At 73.3% G+C, this 18832-nt stretch carries 14 protein-coding genes and 2 tRNA genes; 14 read left to right on the top strand and 2 right to left on the bottom strand.

What is annotated here, in order from left to right; translation table 11 throughout:
• Positions 1-226 precede the first annotated feature (226 nt).
• The 10 genes from NMK34_RS23370 (at position 227) to NMK34_RS23325 (ending at position 12951) form a co-directional block, all read left to right on the top strand.
• Complete coding sequence (locus tag NMK34_RS23370; protein WP_318335222.1) at positions 227-460, top strand: hypothetical protein; 234 nt, start codon at positions 227-229, stop codon at positions 458-460.
• Positions 457-1353, top strand: a complete 897-nt coding sequence (locus tag NMK34_RS23365) for a sugar phosphate isomerase/epimerase family protein (protein ID WP_318335221.1) — start codon at positions 457-459, stop codon at positions 1351-1353. The genes NMK34_RS23370 and NMK34_RS23365 overlap by 4 nt, the downstream gene beginning before the upstream one ends.
• A gap of 34 nt (positions 1354-1387) precedes the next feature.
• Positions 1388-1993: an EboA domain-containing protein gene (locus NMK34_RS23360; RefSeq protein ID WP_318335220.1), complete on the top strand. Its 606-nt coding sequence runs from the start codon at positions 1388-1390 to the stop codon at positions 1991-1993.
• 1 nt (position 1994) lies between these two features.
• Complete coding sequence (locus tag NMK34_RS23355; protein WP_318335219.1) at positions 1995-2846, top strand: TatD family hydrolase; 852 nt, start codon at positions 1995-1997, stop codon at positions 2844-2846.
• Entirely contained in the window at positions 2846-4066 is a 1221-nt protein-coding gene (gene eboE, locus NMK34_RS23350; protein WP_318335218.1) for a metabolite traffic protein EboE, read from the top strand. Before NMK34_RS23355 ends, eboE begins: the two co-directional genes overlap by 1 nt.
• Positions 4063-5457, top strand: a complete 1395-nt coding sequence (locus NMK34_RS23345) for an alkaline phosphatase family protein (protein ID WP_318335217.1) — start codon at positions 4063-4065, stop codon at positions 5455-5457. The genes eboE and NMK34_RS23345 overlap by 4 nt, the downstream gene beginning before the upstream one ends.
• Positions 5454-6521, top strand: a complete 1068-nt coding sequence (locus NMK34_RS23340; RefSeq protein ID WP_318335216.1) for a polyprenyl synthetase family protein — start codon at positions 5454-5456, stop codon at positions 6519-6521. The genes NMK34_RS23345 and NMK34_RS23340 overlap by 4 nt, the downstream gene beginning before the upstream one ends.
• 289 nt (positions 6522-6810) lie before the next feature.
• A complete protein-coding gene (locus NMK34_RS23335) occupies positions 6811-9645 on the top strand; it encodes an RICIN domain-containing protein (RefSeq protein ID WP_318335215.1) in 2835 nt (944 codons plus the stop codon).
• Between the two features lie 17 nt (positions 9646-9662).
• Complete coding sequence (locus tag NMK34_RS23330) at positions 9663-11771, top strand: ThuA domain-containing protein (protein WP_318335214.1); 2109 nt, start codon at positions 9663-9665, stop codon at positions 11769-11771.
• Between the two features lie 172 nt (positions 11772-11943).
• Positions 11944-12951, top strand: a complete 1008-nt coding sequence (locus NMK34_RS23325) for a sugar phosphate isomerase/epimerase family protein (RefSeq protein ID WP_318335213.1) — start codon at positions 11944-11946, stop codon at positions 12949-12951.
• Positions 12952-13080: 129 nt separating this feature from the next.
• On the opposite strand, the gene NMK34_RS23320 is transcribed toward NMK34_RS23325, so the two are convergent.
• Together NMK34_RS23320 and NMK34_RS23315 are read right to left on the bottom strand one after the other, a co-directional pair.
• The gene (locus NMK34_RS23320; protein ID WP_318335212.1) at positions 13081-14265 is read right to left on the bottom strand and encodes an ROK family transcriptional regulator; all 1185 of its coding nucleotides are present in this window, start codon (positions 14263-14265) and stop codon (positions 13081-13083) included.
• 96 nt (positions 14266-14361) lie between these two features.
• On the bottom strand, positions 14362-14748 hold the full coding sequence (locus tag NMK34_RS23315; protein ID WP_318335211.1) for a hypothetical protein: 387 nt from the start codon (positions 14746-14748) through the stop codon (positions 14362-14364).
• A 269-nt stretch (positions 14749-15017) separates the two neighbouring features.
• Here NMK34_RS23315 and NMK34_RS23310 point away from each other — a divergent pair.
• The 4 genes from NMK34_RS23310 to NMK34_RS23295 all read left to right on the top strand — a co-directional run bounded on the left by NMK34_RS23310 (position 15018) and on the right by NMK34_RS23295 (position 18827).
• Positions 15018-15090, top strand: a tRNA-Asn gene (locus tag NMK34_RS23310).
• A gap of 176 nt (positions 15091-15266) precedes the next feature.
• Positions 15267-17402, top strand: a complete 2136-nt coding sequence (locus NMK34_RS23305; protein WP_318335210.1) for an MMPL family transporter — start codon at positions 15267-15269, stop codon at positions 17400-17402.
• Complete coding sequence (locus NMK34_RS23300) at positions 17395-18630, top strand: NAD(P)/FAD-dependent oxidoreductase (protein WP_318335209.1); 1236 nt, start codon at positions 17395-17397, stop codon at positions 18628-18630. The genes NMK34_RS23305 and NMK34_RS23300 overlap by 8 nt, the downstream gene beginning before the upstream one ends.
• A 120-nt stretch (positions 18631-18750) precedes the next feature.
• Positions 18751-18827, top strand: a tRNA-Ile gene (locus NMK34_RS23295).
• The last annotated feature ends 5 nt before the right edge of the window (positions 18828-18832 follow it).

Below are 18832 nucleotides of genomic sequence, written 5' to 3'. Positions count from 1 at the left end.
CGCTGGGTCGTCGAACGCACCTTCGCCTGGATCAGCAAGAAACGCCGCTGCGTCCGCGACTACGAACACCTACCCGCCAGCCACGCCGCCTTCGTCACCTGGGCCATGATCCACGTCATGGTCACCCGCCTGGCCCGCAACACGAAACCGGCCCAGGCAACCAGCACCTGAACCGGCTTCTCAAACGCTCACTAAGAGGGGGCCCTTCCTTCGGCTCGGGGAGCTGGTGCCGGCGGTGCTCGCCGCCGGGTACGCCGTCCGCTACGGCCGGGCGCAGGCCCGGGTGCTCGCCGACCCGTCACCGGCCCGGGTCCGCGCGGCGGTGGGCGCCGGGATCACCGGGCTGCCCGCGTTGCAGGGCGCGCTGACCGCCCGCGCCGGGGCCCGGCTGCTCGGCCTCGCCGTGGCCGGCGCCGCCCCGCTCGGCCGCCGCCTGGCCCGACTGATCTCACCGACATGACCGCCGCACCGGCCACCAGGGCTCCCGCCGGCCCGCTGCCCGGGCCGGGCGCACTGCGCTTCGGGTACGGCACCAACGGCTTCGCCAACCACCGGCTCGGCGACGCGCTCGCGGTGCTCGCCGAACTCGGCTATCAGGGTGTCGCGCTCACCCTGGACCACGACCACCTGGACCCGTTCGCCCCCGGCCTGCCCCGCCGGGTCGCCGCCGTGCGCCGCCGGCTGGACGCGCTCGGGCTCGCGGTGGTGGTCGAGACCGGCGCCCGCTACCTGCTCGACCCGTGGCACAAGCACGCGCCGACGCTGCTGCACGACGACCCGGCCCGGCGGGTGGAGTTCCTGCGCCGGGCCGTCCGGATCGGCGCCGACCTGGGCGCGGAGGCGGTCTCCTTCTGGGCCGGCGTACGCCCACCCGGCGTGCCACCCGGCGTCGCCGCCGACCGCCTCGTAGCGGGCTGCGCGACGGTGTGCGCCGAGGCGGCGGAGGCGGGCGTGCCGCTGGGCTTCGAACCCGAGCCGGGCATGCTCGTCGAGGACATCGCCGGGTGGCGGCGGCTGCGCGCGGCCCTCGGCGCGCCACCAGGCTTCGGCATCACGCTCGACATCGGGCACTGCCGCTGCCTGGAGCCGCTGCCGGTGCCGCAGTGTGTGTCCGAGGTCGCCGCGCACCTGGTCAACGTGCAGATCGACGACATGCGCCGGGGCGTGCACGAGCACCTGGAGTTCGGCACCGGCGAGATCGACTTCCCGCCGGTGCTGCGCGCCCTGGCCGACGCCGGATACCGCGGGCTGGTGGCCGTGGAGCTGCCCCGCCACTCGCACGCCGCCCCGGCCGTCGCCGCCCGCTCACTGGACTTCCTGCGCGCCGCCGCCTCGCGCGGCGAGGGGCGGTGACCCACCACCTTCCACCCGGCAGAGGGGAGACGGCATGACACCCGACCGACTGCGCGCCGCGCTTCGGGGCGTACCCGATCCGCAGTGGCTGGACGCGGCGCTGCGCCGCGTCGCGACCGAACCCGCGGCGATCGAACGGTTCTTCGCCGCCGCCGCCCGGCGGTGCGGTCGCCTGCCGCTGCCGGACCCGCCGGGCTGGACGGCGGACGAGGCGGCCCGGGCGCTGCTGCTGACCGCGTTGCCGCACGGGCACGCCGCCGCCGCGGAGACGCTGTACCGGCAGGGCGACGCCGCCGAGAAACGCGCGGTGCTGCGCGCGTTGCCGCTGCTGCCGATCGGCGCGGAGTGCGTGCCGCTGCTGCACGACGCGACCCGCACCAACGACACCCGGCTGGTCGCCGCCGCGCTCGGTGAGTACGCCCGGCACCTGGAGCAGGTGACCTGGCGGCAGGCGGTGCTCAAGTGCGTGTTCACAGGCGTGCCGCTGGCGGTGGTCGACGGCCTGCCGGAGCGGGCCGACGGCGAGCTGGCCCGGATGCTCGCCGCGTACGCCGCCGAACGGCACGCCGCCGGTCGCGGCATGCCCGCCGACGCGGCCGACCTGCTGCGCCGGCTGACCATCCCCACCACGGAGGCGTGACATGCGCATCTTCGACCCGCACATCCACATGACGTCCCGCACCACCGACGACTACGAACGAATGGCCGCCGCAGGGGTCCGCGCGGTGGTCGAGCCGGCGTTCTGGCTGGGCCAGCCGCGTACCAGCGTGGACAGCTTCGTGGACTACTTCGACTCGCTGATCGGGTGGGAGCCGTTCCGGGCCGGCCAGTTCGGCATCCGGCACCACGCCACAGTGGCGCTGAACCCGAAGGAGGCGAACGACCCGCGCTGCCGCCCGGTGCTCGACCTGCTGCCCCGCTACCTGGACAAGGACGGCGTGGTGGCGGTCGGCGAGATCGGCTACGACGCGATGACGCCGGCCGAGGACGCCGCGCTGGCCGGGCAGCTCGCCCTGGCCGTCGCGCACGACCTGCCCGCGCTGGTGCACACGCCGCACCGGGACAAGGCGCGCGGCGTCGAGCGGACGCTCGCGGTGGTCGCCGAGTCGGGCATCGCGCCGGGACGGGTGCTCGTCGACCACCTCAACGAGGTGACTGTCGAGCTGGTCCGGGACACCGGCTGCTGGCTGGGCTTCTCGATCTATCCGGAGACGAAGATGTCGCCGCCGCGGATGGTGGAGCTGCTGAAGCGGTACGGCACCGAACGGATGCTGGTGAACTCGGCGGCCGACTGGGGCCGCTCGGATCCGCTGCTGACCCGGGCCACCGGGGAGGCGATGCTGCTGGCCGGGTTCGACGCCGACGACGTGGACCGGGTGCTGTGGCGCAACCCGGTGGAGTTCTACGGCCAGTCCGGCCGGCTCGACCTGACCGACCTGGAGGGCTCGTCGGCCACGTTCGCCGGCAACTCGATCCTGCGGGGAGGCGCGTGATGCGGCTGCGCCACGCCGACGGCACGACCGTCCACCTCGGCTACTGCACGAACGTGCACCCGGCCGAGGATCTGCCGGGCATCGTCGCGCAGCTCGACACGTACGCGGTGGCGGTGCGCCGGGCGCTCGACGCCGACCGGCTCGGGCTCGGCCTCTGGCTCGCCGCGCCGGTGGCCGCCGCGCTCGCCGCCGACCCGTCGGCCCGCCGCCGGCTGCGGCACGAGCTGACCGTACGCGGACTGGAGGTGGTCACGCTCAACGGCTTCCCGTACGCCGCGTTCCAGGCCGCTGTGGTCAAGGGCGCGGTGTACCACCCGGACTGGACCACGCCGCAACGGTCGGCGTACACGCTGGACCTGGCCCGGGTGCTCGCCGACCTGCTGCCCGACGACGCCGTCCGGGGCTCGATCTCGACGCTGCCGATCGCCTGGCGCACCCCGTGGGACTCCGGGCGGGCCGCCACCGCCCGGCGTCGCCTGGACGCGCTGGCCGAGGGCCTGGCCGCCGTGCAGCGGGAGACCGGCCGGGTGATCCGGGTCGGCTTCGAACCGGAACCGGGCTGTCTGGTGGAGTCGACGGGACAAGCACGCGAGGTATTCTCAGACATGGATACCGACCGGCTCGGGATCTGCGTGGATCTCGCGCACCTGGCGTGTGCCTGGGAGCAGCCGGCGGATGCCCTGGCCGGGCTGCGCGCCGCCGGTCTCCCCGTGGTGAAGGTCCAGGTGTCCGCAGCGGTCGAGGCCCCTGACCCGCCCGCCGCGAGCGCGGCGCTGCGCCGGTTCGTCGAACCGCGGTTCCTGCACCAGACGCGGGCCGCCGGTTGCGCCGGAGCCGCCGACCCGGCCGACCCGGCGTACGCGGCCGACGACCTCGACGCCGCACTCGACGCGCGGCTACCAGGGGCGTGGCGGGTGCACTACCACGTGCCGCTGCACGCCCCGCCCGAGCCGCCGCTGCGCTCCACGGTCCCGGTGCTGCGCGAGGCGCTGGCCGCGTTGTTCGCCGGTCCGGTCGCCGGCTGCGACCACCTCGACGTCGAGACGTACACCTGGGGGGTGCTGCCGGAGGCGCGGCGGCCGCGCGGCGACGCGGAGCTGGCCGCCGGCATCGCCGCCGAGCTGGCGTTCGCCCGAGACGAGCTGACCGCGCTCGGCCTGGCCGCCGGCGGCGCGCAGGGCGCTCCGGCTCCGCGGGCGGCGGAAGGCGTGCTCTCGTGAGCCGGCGGCTCGTGGTGCTCGACGTGGTCGGGCTGACGCCGCGGCTGCTGGCGCACATGCCCCGGCTGCGCGCGGTGGCCGACGCCGGGTTCGCCGCCGAGCTGGGCACCGTGCTGCCGGCGGTGACCTGCTCGGCGCAGTCCACGTTCCTCACCGGTGAGCTGCCCTCCGGGCACGGCGTGGTGGGCAACGGCTGGTACTTCCGCGACCTGGGCGAGGTGCTGCTCTGGCGGCAGCACAACGGGCTCGTCGGCGGCGAGAAGGTGTGGCAGGCGGCCCGCCGCGTCGAGCCGGGCTACCGGGTGGCGAACGTCTGCTGGTGGTACGCGATGGGCGCGGACGTGGACTGGACGGTCACGCCGCGCCCGGTCTACCACGCCGACGGCCGCAAGGAGCCGGACTGCTGGACCGACCCGCCCGAGTTGCGGGACACGCTCACCGACGCGTTCGGCACGTTCCCGCTGTTCAGCTACTGGGGGCCGGGTGCCGGGCTGCCGTCCTCGGCGTGGATCAGCCGGGCCGCGCAGCGCATCCTCGCCGACCACGCTCCCGACCTGACGCTGGTCTACCTGCCGCACCTGGACTACGACCTGCAACGCTTCGGCCCGTCCGGCCCGCAGGCAGCAGCCGCGGCGGCGGAGCTGGACACCGTGCTCGGTCCGCTGCTCGACGCCGCGCGGGAGCGGGACGCCACAGTGGTGGCGTTGTCCGAGTACGGCATCACCGACGTGTCCCGGCCGGTGGACGTGAACCGGATGCTGCGCGCCGAAGGGCTGTTGCGGGTCTACACCCAGGCCGGGATGGAATACCTCGACCCGTGGACGTCACGGGCGTTCGCGGTGGCCGACCACCAGGTGGCGCACGTCTACGTCAGGGATCCGGCGGACGTGCCGGCGGTGGCGAAGCTCTGCGCGTCGCTGCCGGGCGTGGCCGAGGTGCTCGACGCCGCCGGGCAGGCCGGGTACGGGCTGGATCACCCCCGATCGGGTGAGCTGGTGCTGGTGGCCGAGCCGGACGCCTGGTTCACGTACTACTACTGGCTCGACGGCGCACGAGCGCCCGACTTCGCCCGGCTGGTGGACATCCACCGCAAGCCCGGCTACGACCCGGCCGAGCTGTTCTTCGACCCGGCCGAGCCGGGTGCGGCGAAGCGCCGCGCGGCGGTGGCGCTGGCCCGCAAGAAGCTCGGGCTGCGGTACCTGATGACAGTGGTGGGGCTGGACGCGGGCGCGCGTGCGGTGCGTGGTTCACACGGGCGACTGCCCGCCGACCCGGCGGACGGCCCGGTGCTGATCTGCTCCGACCGGGCCGCGATCCGGCCCCGGGTGGAGGCCACCGATGTGAAGGCGTTGCTGCTCGAACTCGCCGGACTGGCCAGGGAGGCACCATGACCGTAACCGTCGCACCGACCGATCCGGCCCTGCTGCGGGGCCGCTTCGACGCCGCGCTAGCCGCGTTCCTGGACGCGAGAGAGCCGGATCGGCCGGACGACGGTACGGGGGCCGTCCACACCGCTCTGCGGTGGTTCGTCCTGGCCGGCGGCAAGCGGATGCGCCCGCTGTTCTGTTACTGGGGCTGGCGGGGTTTCGGCGGCCCGGACGCCGCGCCGATCGTGGTCGCCGCGGCGTCGCTGGAGCTGTTCCACGCGTTCGCGCTGATCCACGACGACATCGTGGACCGCAGCGACCGCCGCCGGGGCGCGCCGACGCTGCACCGGTTCTTCGCCGAGCTGCACGCCGCGTCCGGCCGGCCGGGCGACCCGGCGGCCCACGGGCGGCAGGCGGCGCTGCTCTGCGGCGACCTCTGCGCCACCTGGTCGGCGCAGATGTTCCACGGGTGCGGGTTGCCGCCGGAGCGGCTGCGCCGGGGGCAGGTGCTGCTGGCCCGGATGCGCTCGGAGGTGATCGCGGGGGAGTACCTGGACGTCGTCGGTGCGGCCGGGGACGGCTCGGTGGCGAGCGCGCTCACCGTGGTACGGCTGAAGACGGCCCGCTACACGGTGACCCGCCCGGTGCAGATCGGCGCCGCGCTCGCCGGTGCGGCACCGGAGGAGGTGGCCGCACTGGCCGGGTTCGGCGACCCGCTCGGGGACGCGTTCCAGCTGCGCGACGACCTGCTCGGCGTGTTCGGCGATCCGGCGGTGACCGGTAAGTCCAACCTGGACGACCTGCGGGAGGGCAAGCCGACGGTGCTGCTGGCGCTGGCCCGGGCGTCCGCCTCCCGGGCCGGCGCGGCCCGGCTGGGGGAACTGGTCGGCGATCCCGGTCTCGACCAGGCGGACGCGGCCGAGGTGCGGGACATCGTCGAGGAGTCCGGCGCCCGGGAGGCGGTGGAGCGGATGATCCGCAGCCGGGCCGACGCGGCACTCGTCGCGCTGGAGGCGTTACCGCTGGCGGAACCGGCGCGACGGGTGCTGGCGGCGCTCGCGGAGCGGGCGGTCGACCGCCACGAGTGACACCAACTTTTGTCGCTGAGCGCCGAAAGTCAAAGCCGATCGATCAGAAGCTATGGACAGGCTGATCGAAAGGTCTTAATGTCGTGCACAGCACAACGCTGTTTCGCCGAGGTGATCGCCCCGCACCAGATCGCCCCGCACCGCCCGCCTCGGCGAGGTGACCTCCGGTCCCGACCGGAGGTCGCGGCCCGCCGACCTCCCGGCGGGCCGGCGCAGCATCCCCCTGCCCGGCATCCGGCGCGACGCGCGCCCGGTCCTGGCTGCGCGCGTCAGGAAGGGACAGCACAGCATGTCCAGCCACCACCACCCCCGTGCCCGACGACCGTTCGCCGCTGCCGCAGCGCTGCTGCTCGCGGCCACCGCCGGCACCGTCACAGTGGCCGCGGCGTCCGTCCCGGCGTCCGCCCACCCGATCTCGGCGAGCGACTTCCAGCAGGTCGAACTCGCCCGCGGTGTCGCCGAGACCGGCGAACCGATGTCGCTCGCGGTGCTACCCGACCGGTCGGTCCTGCACACCGCCCGCAACGGCACGCTGCGCCGCACCGACGCGGCGGGCGCCACCACAGTCATCGGCACGCTACCGGTCTACACCCACGACGAGGAGGGGCTCCAGGGCGTCGGCGTCGACCCCGGCTTCGCCTCCAACCGGCACATCTACCTCTACTACGCGCCGCCGCTGTCCACCCCGGCCGGCGACGCGCCCGCCACCGGCACCGACTTCTCCGCCTGGCAGGGCGTCAACCGGCTCTCCCGGTTCACGCTCAACGCCGACTTCACGCTCAACCAGGCCAGCAAGGTGGACGTGCTCGACGTACCGGCCGACCGGGGGCTGTGCTGCCACGTCGGCGGCGACATCGACTTCGACGCCGCGGGCAACCTCTACCTGTCCACCGGCGACGACACCAACCCGTTCGACTCGGCCGGCTACGCGCCGATCGACGAGCGCACCAACCGCAACCCCGGGTACGACGCGCAGCGCAGCGCCGGCAACACAAACGACCTGCGGGGCAAGATCCTGCGGATCAAGGTGAACGCCAACGGCACGTACTCGATCCCGGCCGGCAACCTCTTCGCGCCCGGCACCGCCCGGACCCGCCCGGAGATCTACGCGATGGGCTTCCGCAACCCGTTCCGGATCAGCGTCGACAAGGCCACCGGCATCGTCTACGTGGGCGACTACGGGCCGGACGCCGGCACCACCACGGCCCGCGGCCCGTCCGGGCAGGTCGAGTTCAACCGGGTGACAGGGCCCGGCAACTACGGCTGGCCGTACTGCACCGGCACCAACACCGCCGCCGAGACGTACGCCGAGTGGGACTTCGCCGCCGGCACCGCCGGCCCGAAGTTCAACTGCACCGGCGGACCGACGAACAACTCGTTCCGCAACACCGGACTGGCCACGCTGCCGGCGGCGAAGCCGTCCTGGATCCGCTACGCCGGTGACGCGGGCAGCCCGCCCGAGTTCGGCGGCGGCTCCGAGTCGCCGATGGGCGGCCCGGTCTACCGGTACGACGCGGCGAACCCGTCCACCACGAAGTTCCCGCAGTCCTTCGACGGGCAGTTCTTCGCCACCGAGTTCGGCCGGGGCTGGATCAAGCCGATCCACGTCGGCGCGGACGGCTCACCCGGCACCATCGACAGCTTCCCGTGGACCGGCAAGCAGGTGATGGACTCGGCGTTCGGCCCGGACGGCGCGTACTACGTGCTCGACTACGGCACCGGCTACTTCAACGGCGACGCCAACTCGGCGCTGTACCGCTTCGACTACCTGGGCGGTGCCAACCGCGCCCCGGTGGCCCGCGCCGCGGCCGACCGGACCTCCGGCGCCGCGCCGCTCGCAGTCGCCTTCTCCTCGGCCGGCTCGTCCGACCCGGAGGGCGGCGCGCTGACGTACGCCTGGACGTTCGGCGACGGCGGCACCTCGACCGCCGTGAACCCCTCGCACACCTACACCGCCAACGGCAGGTACACCGCCACCCTCACCGTGCGCGATCCGCAGGGCGCCACCGGCACCGCGAGCGTGACGATCACAGTGGGCAACACCGCGCCGACAGTGGTCATCGAGACGCCCGGCAACGGCAAGCTGTTCTCCTTCGGCGACACCGTGCCGTTCCGGATCACCGTCACCGACCCGGAGGACGCCACGATCGACTGCACGAAGGTCAAGATGACCTACGTGCTCGGCCACGACCAGCACGGCCACCAGATCACCTCGGCCACCGGCTGCACCGGCTCGATCGCCGTACCCGTCGACGGTGAGCACGACGACGCGGCGAACATCTTCGCCGTCTTCGACGCCGAGTACACCGACTCGGGCGGCCTCACCACGCACACCCAGCACACGCTCCAGCCCCGGCACCGCCAGGCCGAGCACTTCAAGACCTCGTCCGGGATCAACACGTTCGACAAGGCCACCGCCGAGGGCGGCAAGACCGTCGGCGACATCCACAACGGGGACTGGATCGCGTTCCAGCCGTACCTGCTCGCCGACGCCACCGGGTTCACCGCCCGGGTGTCGTCCGCCGGGGCCGGCGGCACGCTCCAGGTGCGGGCCGGTTCGGCCACCGGCACCGTGCTCGGCTCGGCCACCGTCCCGGTCACCGGCGCCTGGGACACGTTCACCACAGTCACCGGCACGATCGCCAACCCGCCGGCCGGCACCACCACGCTCTACCTGACGTTCGCCGGGGGCACCGGGGCGCTCTACGACCTGGACGCGTTCACGCTCACCACGTCGGCGGTCCGCACCGGCCCGGTGAAGGGCCTGGCCGGCAAGTGCCTGGACGTGCGCAACGCCGCCACCGCCGACGGCACCCAGATCCAGCTCTACACCTGCAACGGCACGACGGCGCAGTCGTGGACCGTGACGCCGAACGCCACAGTGAAGGCGCTCGGCAAGTGCCTGGACGTCTCCGGTGGCGGCAGCGCCGACGGCACCAAGATCCAGCTCTACACGTGCAACGGCACCGGCGCGCAGAACTGGTCCGCGCAGGCCGACGGGACCGTGCGCAACCCGCAGTCGGGCAAGTGCCTGGACGTGTCCGGCAACAACCCGGCCGACGGCACGGCGGTGCACCTGTGGACCTGCACCGGCGCGGCGAACCAGCGCTGGACGCTGCCGTGAGGATGAAGGAGAACCAGATGAAACTCGTGCGTACCGCACTGGGGGCGGTGACCGCCGTCCTCGCCACCATCGCCTGCACCGTCCCCGCGGGCCCGGCGGCCGCCGCCGACGCCCCCTACGACGTGCTCGTCTTCTCCAAGACCGCCGGCTTCCGCCACGACTCCATCGCGGTCGGCACGCAGGCCGTACGGGAGCTGGGCGCGGCGAACAACTTCACCGTCACCGCGACCGAGGACGCCGCCCAGTTCACCACCGCCAACCTGGCCCGCTTCGAGGCGGTGATCTTCCTCAACACCACGGGGGACGTCCTCAACGCCACCCAGCAGTCGGCGTTCGAGGCGTACATCGGCGCCGGCGGCGGCTACGTCGGCGTGCACTCCGCCGCCGACACCGAGTACGACTGGCCGTTCTACGGCAACCTCGTCGGCGCCTGGTTCGCCTCCCACCCGGCCATCCAGCCGGCCACGGTGAAGGTGGAGGACCGGGCGCACGCCGCCACCGCGCACCTGCCGCAGCGGTGGAACCGCACCGACGAGTGGTACGACTACCGCACCAACGCCCGATCCACCGCGCACGTGCTGGCCAGCCTGGACGAGTCCACGTACTCCGGTGGCTCGATGGGCGGCGACCACCCGCACGCCTGGTGCAAGACGTACAGCGGCGGCCGGTCCTTCTACACCGGCGGCGGCCACACCCAGGCGTCGTACGCCGACGCGGCGTTCCGGTCGCACCTGCTCGGCGGCATCCGCTACGCCGCCGGGCGCACGAAGGCCGACTGCCGGCCGGAGACCGGCTACACCGCGCTCTACAACGGCGGCACCACCGGCTGGTCGCAGGCCGGGCCGGGCAGCTTCACGAACGCCGACGCCACGCTCACCTCGGTCGGCGGCATGGGTCTGTACTGGTACAGCGCGAAGCAGTTCACCGACTACTCGCTGAAGCTGGACTGGCGGCTGGCCGGTGACGACAACTCGGGCGTGTTCGTCGGCTTCCCGCCGTCGAGCGACCCGAACTCGGCGGTGGACAACGGCTACGAGATCCAGATCGACCCCACCGACGCGGCCGACCGGACCACCGGCGCGGTCTACGGCTTCAAGTCCGCCGACCTGGCGGCCCGGGACGCGGCGCTGAACCCGGCGGGGGAGTGGAACACCTACGAGATCCTGGTGGAGTCCGAGCGGCTCCAGGTCTTCCTCAACGGCGTGCGCATCAACGACTTCACGAACACCGACCCGGTGCGGTCGCTCGCCGGGCACGTCGGCATCCAGAACCACGGCACCGGCGACGACGTGTCGTTCCGCAACATCCGGATCAAGGAACTCGGCGGCACGCCGCCGCCGACCGGCAACACCACCGTCCAGGCCGAGGCGTTCGGTTCGGCCAGCGGCGTCAGCGCGTACCCCAAGGCCGGTGCCAACGGCGGCCAGACCCTGGGGTACGTGGACCCGGGCGACTGGGCCGCGTACCCAGGGCTGGACCTCACCGGTGTGACGTCGCTGCGCGCCCGGGTGGTCTCCGGCGGCCCGGGCGGCACGCTCCAGGTGCGGACCGGGTCGCCGACCGGGCCGGTGCTCGGCCAGGTGGCGGTGCCGAACACCGGTAGCTGGACGACGTTCGCCGACGTGAGCACCGCGCTCACCGGCGTGCCGTCCGGTACGCAGACGGTCCACCTGACGTTCACCGGCAGCGGCTCCGGGCTGTTCGACGTCGACGACTTCACGCTGGTCCGCTCGACCGGCACCGGCGGCTCCGGCCCGATCAAGGGGCTGGCCGGCAAGTGCCTGGACGTGCGGAGCGGGTCGTCGGCGGACGGCACCCAGATCCAGCTCTACACCTGCAACGGCTCGTCGGCGCAGTCGTGGACGGTGACGCCGAACGGGCCGGTGAAGGCGCTGGGCAAGTGCCTCGACGTGTCGGGTGGCGGCAACGCCAACGGTACGAAGATCCAGCTCTACACCTGCAACGGCACCGGCGCACAGAACTGGTCGGCGCAGGCGGACGGCACGGTGCGTAACCCGCAGTCGGGCAAGTGCCTGGACGTGTCCGGCAACAACCCGGCCGACGGCACGGCGGTGCACCTGTGGACGTGCACGGGTGCGGCGAACCAGCGCTGGACCCTGCCCTGACGGAGCCATAGAGTGGAGGCGGCGACCGCGAGGTGGCCGGTGACCCGGCGGGAGGCGCAACCCGTCCGGGAGCAGACGCTCCGGCGTCCACCGGTGCCCACGCGCCGCCGCCTCCGGTCTTCCTCGCCCCGGTCCGCGACGGAATCCCCCATCACCACAGGGGAGAAGGACAATGGCGCGACCCATCACGCTCTTCACCGGCCAGTGGGCCGATCTGCCGTTCGACGAGGTCTGCCGGCTCGCCGCCGAGTGGGGCTACGACGGGCTGGAGATCGCCTGCTGGGGCGACCACTTCGAGGTGGACAAGGCGCTCGGCGACGACTCGTACGTGGAGCGCAAGCGGGCCACCCTGGCCAAGCACAACCTCCAGGTGTTCGCCGTCTCCAACCACCTGGTCGGGCAGGCGGTCTGCGATCACCCGATCGACGAGCGGCACCAGGACATCCTGCCGGCCCGGATCTGGGGCGACGGCGAGCCGGAGGGGGTGCGGCAGCGGGCCGCCGAGGAGATCAAGGACACCGCGCGGGCGGCGGCGAAGCTCGGTGTGAACACCGTCGTCGGCTTCACCGGCTCGTCCATCTGGCACACGGTGGCGATGTTCCCGCCGGTGCCGCCGGCCATGATCGAGCGCGGCTACCAGGACTTCGCCGACCGGTGGAACCCGATTCTCGACGTGTTCGACGAGGTGGGGGTGCGGTTCGCGCACGAGGTGCACCCCAGCGAGATCGCCTACGACTACTGGACCACCAAGCGCACGCTGGAGGCGATCGGGCACCGGGAGGCGTTCGGGCTCAACTGGGATCCGTCGCACTTCGTGTGGCAGGAACTGGACCCGGTGAACTTCATCTTCGACTTCGCCGACCGGATCTACCACGTGGACTGCAAGGACGCGAAGGTCCGTACCGGCGACGGGCGGCGCGGCCGGCTCTCCTCCCACCTGCCCTGGGCCGACCTGCGGCGCGGCTGGGACTTCGTCTCCACCGGCCACGGCGACGTGCCGTGGGAGGACTGCTTCCGGGCGCTGAACGCGATCGGTTACGACGGCCCGATCTCGATCGAGTGGGAGGACGCCGGCATGGACCGCCTGGTCGGCGCGCCGGAGGCGCTCCAGTTCGTCCGCCGCCTGGCGTTCGACGCCCCGAGCGCCGCATTCGACGCCGCGTTCAGCAGCCGCGACTGACCCCTCACCCCGTCTCGCCCTCCCTGCCGCCCGCGATCTTGCAGTTGCGGCCCTCGCAAAACGGGTGTAACCGGCATCCCGTGGGCCGCAAGTGCAAGATCGGCGGCGCGGAGGGCGGGGGCGGGGGGACTAGCGGGCGGCGTAGGTCTGGGTGCTGACCAGGTGGGCCGCGCCGATCAGGCCGGCGGTGTCGCCGAGGTCGGACAGGACGATCGGCATGCTGCCGGTGGCCAGCGGCGTGGACCGCCGGTAGACCACGCCCCGGATCTCCGCGAGCAGCACCGGCCCGATCCCGGCCGGCGCGCCGCCGATGATGACGATGGCCGGGTTGACGAAGCTGACCAGCCCGACCAGCACCCGCCCGAGCCGGCGGGCGGCGTCGCGCACCAGCGTCTGCGCCGCCGGGTCGCCCTCTGTGGCCGCCGCCGCCACGTCGGCCACCGACAGCGTCCCGGCCGTGGCCAGCCGGTCCGCCAGCGCCGTCGAGCGCCCGGCCCGCGCGGCGCTCACCGCCTCACGCACCAGTGCGACATCCCCGCAGTACGCCTCGACGCACCCGTTGTTGCCGCAGCCGCAGAGTGGCCCGTCCTCGGTGAGCTGGAAGTGGCCGATGTCGCCGGCCCCGCTGGCCGCGCCCCGGTACAGCGCACCGGCGAGCACCAGCCCGCAGCCGATCGACTCACCCAGCTTGACGTAGAGGAAGTCGTCGAACGGCCGGCCGGTGCCGGCGTGCCGCTCGCCGAGGGCCATCGCGTTGGCGTCGTTGTCCACCTGCACCGGGCAGCCCAGCTCGGCGGCGAGCGTGTCGCGTACCGGGAAGCGGTGCCAGCCGGGCAGGGCCGGAGCGGACACCGGCGAGCCGTCGCGGACCTCGACCGGCGCGGGCAGCGCGACGCCGACTCCGGTGAGCGAGGACAGTCCCGCCTCGACGCGCAGCTTGCCGAGCAGTTCGACGATGCGCCCGACCACCACGTCCGGGCCGAGCCGGACGTCCACCGGCTCGTCGTGCCGGGAGAGCGGGTTCAGCTCGCCGTCGGTGAGCGCGACCCGCAGGACGCCGTCGCCGACGAGCACCGCGCCGAACCGGACCTGCGCGCCGACGCGCAGCAGCGACGAGCGGCGTCCACCCCGGGACGCGGCCGGGCCGGCGCTCTCCACCAGGCCGAGCGTGGTCAGCCGGTCGACCTCGGCGGCGAACCGGGCCCGGGGCAGGCCGAGGAGGTCGGCCAGTTCGACCCGGGAGCGTGGGCCGTCGTCGCGCAGCAGGCGCAGCAGTCGCGCCTGATCCGCCGTCTCCGGTCCGACCATCGGCATGTGGTCACCTCCCCACGGAGAATGTGCCACATCGCCGCCCGCGCACACGGGAGCGGGCCGGTCACCCGGAGGTGACCGGCCCGCTGCCCGTTGGTGTCAGAGCGTGTTGCCGGTGCTGGACGGCTTGGTGCTCGTGCCGGTGGTGGTCGAGCCGGACGCGCTGGTCGAGCTCGTCCCGTTGGCGCTGCGGCTGCCGACCGCGGCCGGCGTGCCGGCGAACGGCTTGTCGGCGTCGGTCATGCCCGGCTTGCCACCGTTGGTGGCGAGCTTCTCACCGAGCTTGGTCTGCCCCAGCTTGTCCTTGCCCTCCGAGTAGAGCCGGTTCGCCTGGGCCTGCGCGACCCCGGCCGCCTCCTGGACGGTCGGGTGGTCGAGCACCTTGCGCCCGCGGACCACCAGCTCCTCGTACTTCTCCCGGCCGGCACGGGCGCCCAGGACGAATCCCGCAGCCAGCCCGCCAAGAAACATGATCTTTCCGCGCATGGCGGCTCCTTCCGTACCTGACGCTCTCGCCGGTTTCCCGCCAGCTCGGCGGAACGACCGTCTCGCGCCTGCGTTCTCTGTCGACGGCTAACTACCCATCCTGCTCTCCGCTCATGCCTCCCTGTGCCGAGATGACGATTTGTCCGTAATCCTGGCGCGTCAGCCGGTCAGGTCCTCCTCCGGTAACCCCCTGGCGCACCACCCCCCGATGTCCTGTACTCTTGTCCCCGTCGCACGGAGCGGGGAGATCCGAACCGAGCGGTGCACGGTCCCCTGTAGCTCAATTGGCAGAGCAGCCGGCTGTTAACCGGCAGGTTATTGGTTCGAGTCCAATCGGGGGAGCTTCGCTCCACGTCACGCCCGTCGGCATCGCCGGCGGGCGTTCGTCGTTCCGGTGGCCCCGGCGGTGCCCGGCTGCCCGGTTTCCGCCCCCGAGTCCTCGTTCTCCCGGCAGGATGGTCGGCGTCGACTTAGACTCCCGCTGCGTCGATTGATGCGTCGATTCGAGGACGGTGGAGATGGCCGCAGGACGCAGCCGCTGGACCGCGACGCTGATCGCGGTGGCGGTGGTACTCGGCTGGCTGATCGTCGGCGGCATCGCCGGCCCCTACTCCGGCAGGCTCGGCGAGGTCTCCACAAACGACAACGCCTCCTTCCTGCCGGCCGATGCCGAGGCCACCCGGGCGCAGGACCTGGCCGCCGGATTCGTCGACCGGGAGACCACCCCGGCACTCGTGGTCTACGAACGACCCGGCGGTCTCACCCCCGCCGACCAGCAGCGCATCCAGGCCGACGCGGCCCGCTTCGCCGAGGTGCCGGGCGTGGTCGGCCCGCTGCCGCCACCGGTCGTCAGCCAGGACGAGCAGGCCGCCCAGGTGATCGTGCCGATCGACAGCGCCGAGGGCGAACAGATCCGGTCCGTGGTGGAACGCCTGCGCGACATCGCCGGCCCGGACCGCGACGGGCTCACCGTCGACGTGGCCGGACCCGCCGGGCTGCTCGGCGACCTGATCGAGGTGTTCAGCGCGATCGACGGGCCGCTGCTGCTGGTCACGCTGACAGTGGTGCTGGTCATCCTGCTCGTCGTCTACCGCAGCCCGGTGCTCTGGATCTTTCCGCTGCTGGCCGCCGGGATGTCGTACTCGCTCGCCGCCGTGTTCGTCTACCTGCTCGCCGACCACGACATCGTCAAGCTCAACGGCCAGGCACAGGGCATCCTCACCGTGCTCGTCTTCGGCGCCGGCACCGACTACGCGCTGCTGCTCATCGCCCGCTACCGGGAGGAACTGCACCGGCACGAGCGCCCCTGGGACGCCATGCGGACCGCCTGGAAGGGCGCCGCCCCGGCCATCATCGCCTCCGGCGCCACAGTCATCGTCAGCCTGCTCTGCCTGCTGCTGTCCAGCCTCAACTCCAACCGCGCGCTCGGCCCGGTCAGCGCCGTCGGCATCGCCGCCACGCTGCTGGTCATGCTCACCTTCCTGCCCGCGCTGCTGGTCCTCGGTGGCCGCTGGGCGTTCTGGCCCCGGCGCCCGCGGTACGACCAGGCCGACCCGCGCACCGAACACGGCATCTGGGGGCGGATCGCCGGCTTCGTGGCGCGCCGCGCGCGTACCGTCTGGGTCGTCACCGCCGTGGTGCTCGCCGCCCTCGCGATCGGGGTGACCCAGCTCGGCGCCACCACGCTCGGCCAGTCCCAGCTGTTCACCCAGCGCACCGACTCGGTGGCCGGGCAGGAGGTCATCGACAGGCACTTCCCGGCCGGCACCGGCAGCCCCGCCACCGTCTTCACCACCCAGGACACCGCCCGGCAGGTCGCCCAGGTGGCGCAGGGCGTACCGGGAGTCGCCTCGGTGCTGCCGCTCGGCGAGCGCGGCGAGAACGCGCCGCCCGACCCGAACGCGCCCCCCAAGGTGGTCGACGGGCGGGTGCAGCTCAACGTCACGCTCGCCGACCCGCCGGACAGCAACGGCGCCGAACGCACCATCCGCGACCTGCGCGAGGCGGTGCACCGGGTACCCGGCGCCGACGCCGTGGTCGGCGGGTTCACCGCGATCAACGTGGACACCGCCGACGCCTCGGTACGCGACCGCGACGTCATCATCCCGGTGGTGCTGCTGGTCATCGCGGTCATCCTGGCCCTGCTGCTGCGCGCCCTGGTCGCCCCGGTGCTGCTGATCGCCACAGTGGTGCTGTCGTTCCTGGCCACGCTGGGCCTGTGCGCGCTGCTGTTCCGGTACGTCTTCGACTTCCCCGGCGTCGACCAGTCGTTCCCGCTGTTCGCGTTCGTGTTCCTGGTCGCGCTCGGCATCGACTACAACATCTTCCTGATGAGCCGGGTCCGTGAGGAGTCGGTGCGCCGCGGCACCCGCGCCGGTGTGCTCGCCGGGTTGGCCGTCACCGGCGGCGTGATCACCTCCGCCGGCATCGTGCTCGCCGCCACGTTCTCCGCGCTCGCCGTCCTGCCGCTCGTGGTGCTCGTCGAGCTGGGCGTGGCGGTAGCCGTCGGCGTACTGCTCGACACCATCGTGGTCCGCTCGCTGCTGGTGCCCGCGCTCGCGTACGACATCGGGCCGAAGGTCTGGTGGCCGGGCCGCTTGTCGCGGTCGCACCGCGAGGGCGACCGGGCCGGGGCGGGGGTGGACCGTGCCTGACACGGACGTGGTGGTCGTCGGCGGCGGCCTGGCCGGTCTCGCCGCCGCCCGGCGGCTGCACCGCGCCGGCGTGCCGTGGCGGCTGCTGGAGGCGGGCGACCGGCTCGGCGGGCGGGTCGCCACCGACCGCGTCGACGGGTTCCTGCTCGACCGGGGTTTCCAGGTGCTCAACACCGCCTACCCGCGGCTCACCGGGCTGGTCGACGTCGGCGCCCTGACGATGGGCTGGTTCACCTCCGGCGTGCTGGTGCGCCGCGGCGACCGGCTGGAACGCCTGGTCAACCCGCTGCGCGAACCCACCGGCGCACCCGGCACGCTCACCGCCGGCATCGGATCGCTGACCGACAGGTTGCGGTTCGCCACGCTCGCCGCCGGCTACGCCACGGTGCCGGTCGGGCGGCTGCTCGACACACCCGAGACCAGCGCCGAGACGGCGCTGCGCCGGGCCGGGCTCTCCGACGCGATCATCGAGGAACTGCTCCGGCCGTTCCTGTCCGGCGTGCTGCTCGACCCCGAGCTGGCCACCTCCAGCCACGTCCTCGCGGTCGTCATGCGCTCCTTCGCCCGCGGCCGGATCGGCCTGCCGGCGGACGGGATGCAGGCGCTGCCCCGGGCGCTCGCCGCGCCGCTGCCCGCCGAGCTGATCGAGCTGAACACCCCGGTCACCGAGGTCGCGCCCGGCCGGGTCCGCACCCCGTCCGGCGAGATCACCTGCCGCGCCGTCGTGGTCGCTGTGGACCCGCCCGCGGCGGCCACGCTGCTGCCAGGGCTGCCGAGGGTACGCATGCACGCCTACACCACCTACTACCACCGCACCGGCACGGCACCGCTGGACGAGCCGATCCTGCTGCTCGACGGCGACCGGCGGGAAATGATCGCCAACACGGTGGTGGTGAGCCGGGCCGCGCCCACCTACGCGCCGGACGGCCAGCATCTGGTCGCCACCTCGGTGGTCGGCCCGCAGGCCCCGCCCGAACCGGTGATCCGGCGCGAACTGGACCGCCTCTACGGCCGCCCCACCGCCGACTGGACCCACCTCACCACAGTCGCCGTGCCGGACGCGCTCCCGGCCGCACCGCCACCACAGGGCCGGCTGCGCAAGCCGGTGGCGCTCGGCGACGGCCTGTACGTAGCCGGCGACCACCGGGACAGCCCGTCCATCCAGGGGGCGCTCGCCAGCGGATGGCGTACGGTCGGCGCGGTCCTCGCGGCGTTGCGGCGCGGGTGAGCCGTCGACGGGTTGCGCGTTGTTATCCTCGCGTAGCCCATCGTGCTGTCGCGGCCGTGTTTCCGCCCGGTAGGTGGTGGTCCGCGCAGCGATCGGCGGGTTACGATCCGGCGCGGTCACGGGGCGGTAGCTCAGCCGGTTAGAGCAGGGGACTCATAATCCCTCGGTCGCGGGTTCGAACCCCGCCCGCCCCACCAGTTGT

It is taken from the genome of Micromonospora sp. BRA006-A (assembly GCF_033433935.1).
Classification (GTDB): domain Bacteria; phylum Actinomycetota; class Actinomycetes; order Mycobacteriales; family Micromonosporaceae; genus Micromonospora; species Micromonospora aurantiaca.
Note: the sequence above shows the minus strand (reverse complement) of the source record. Positions and strands in the feature narration are given on the sequence as shown.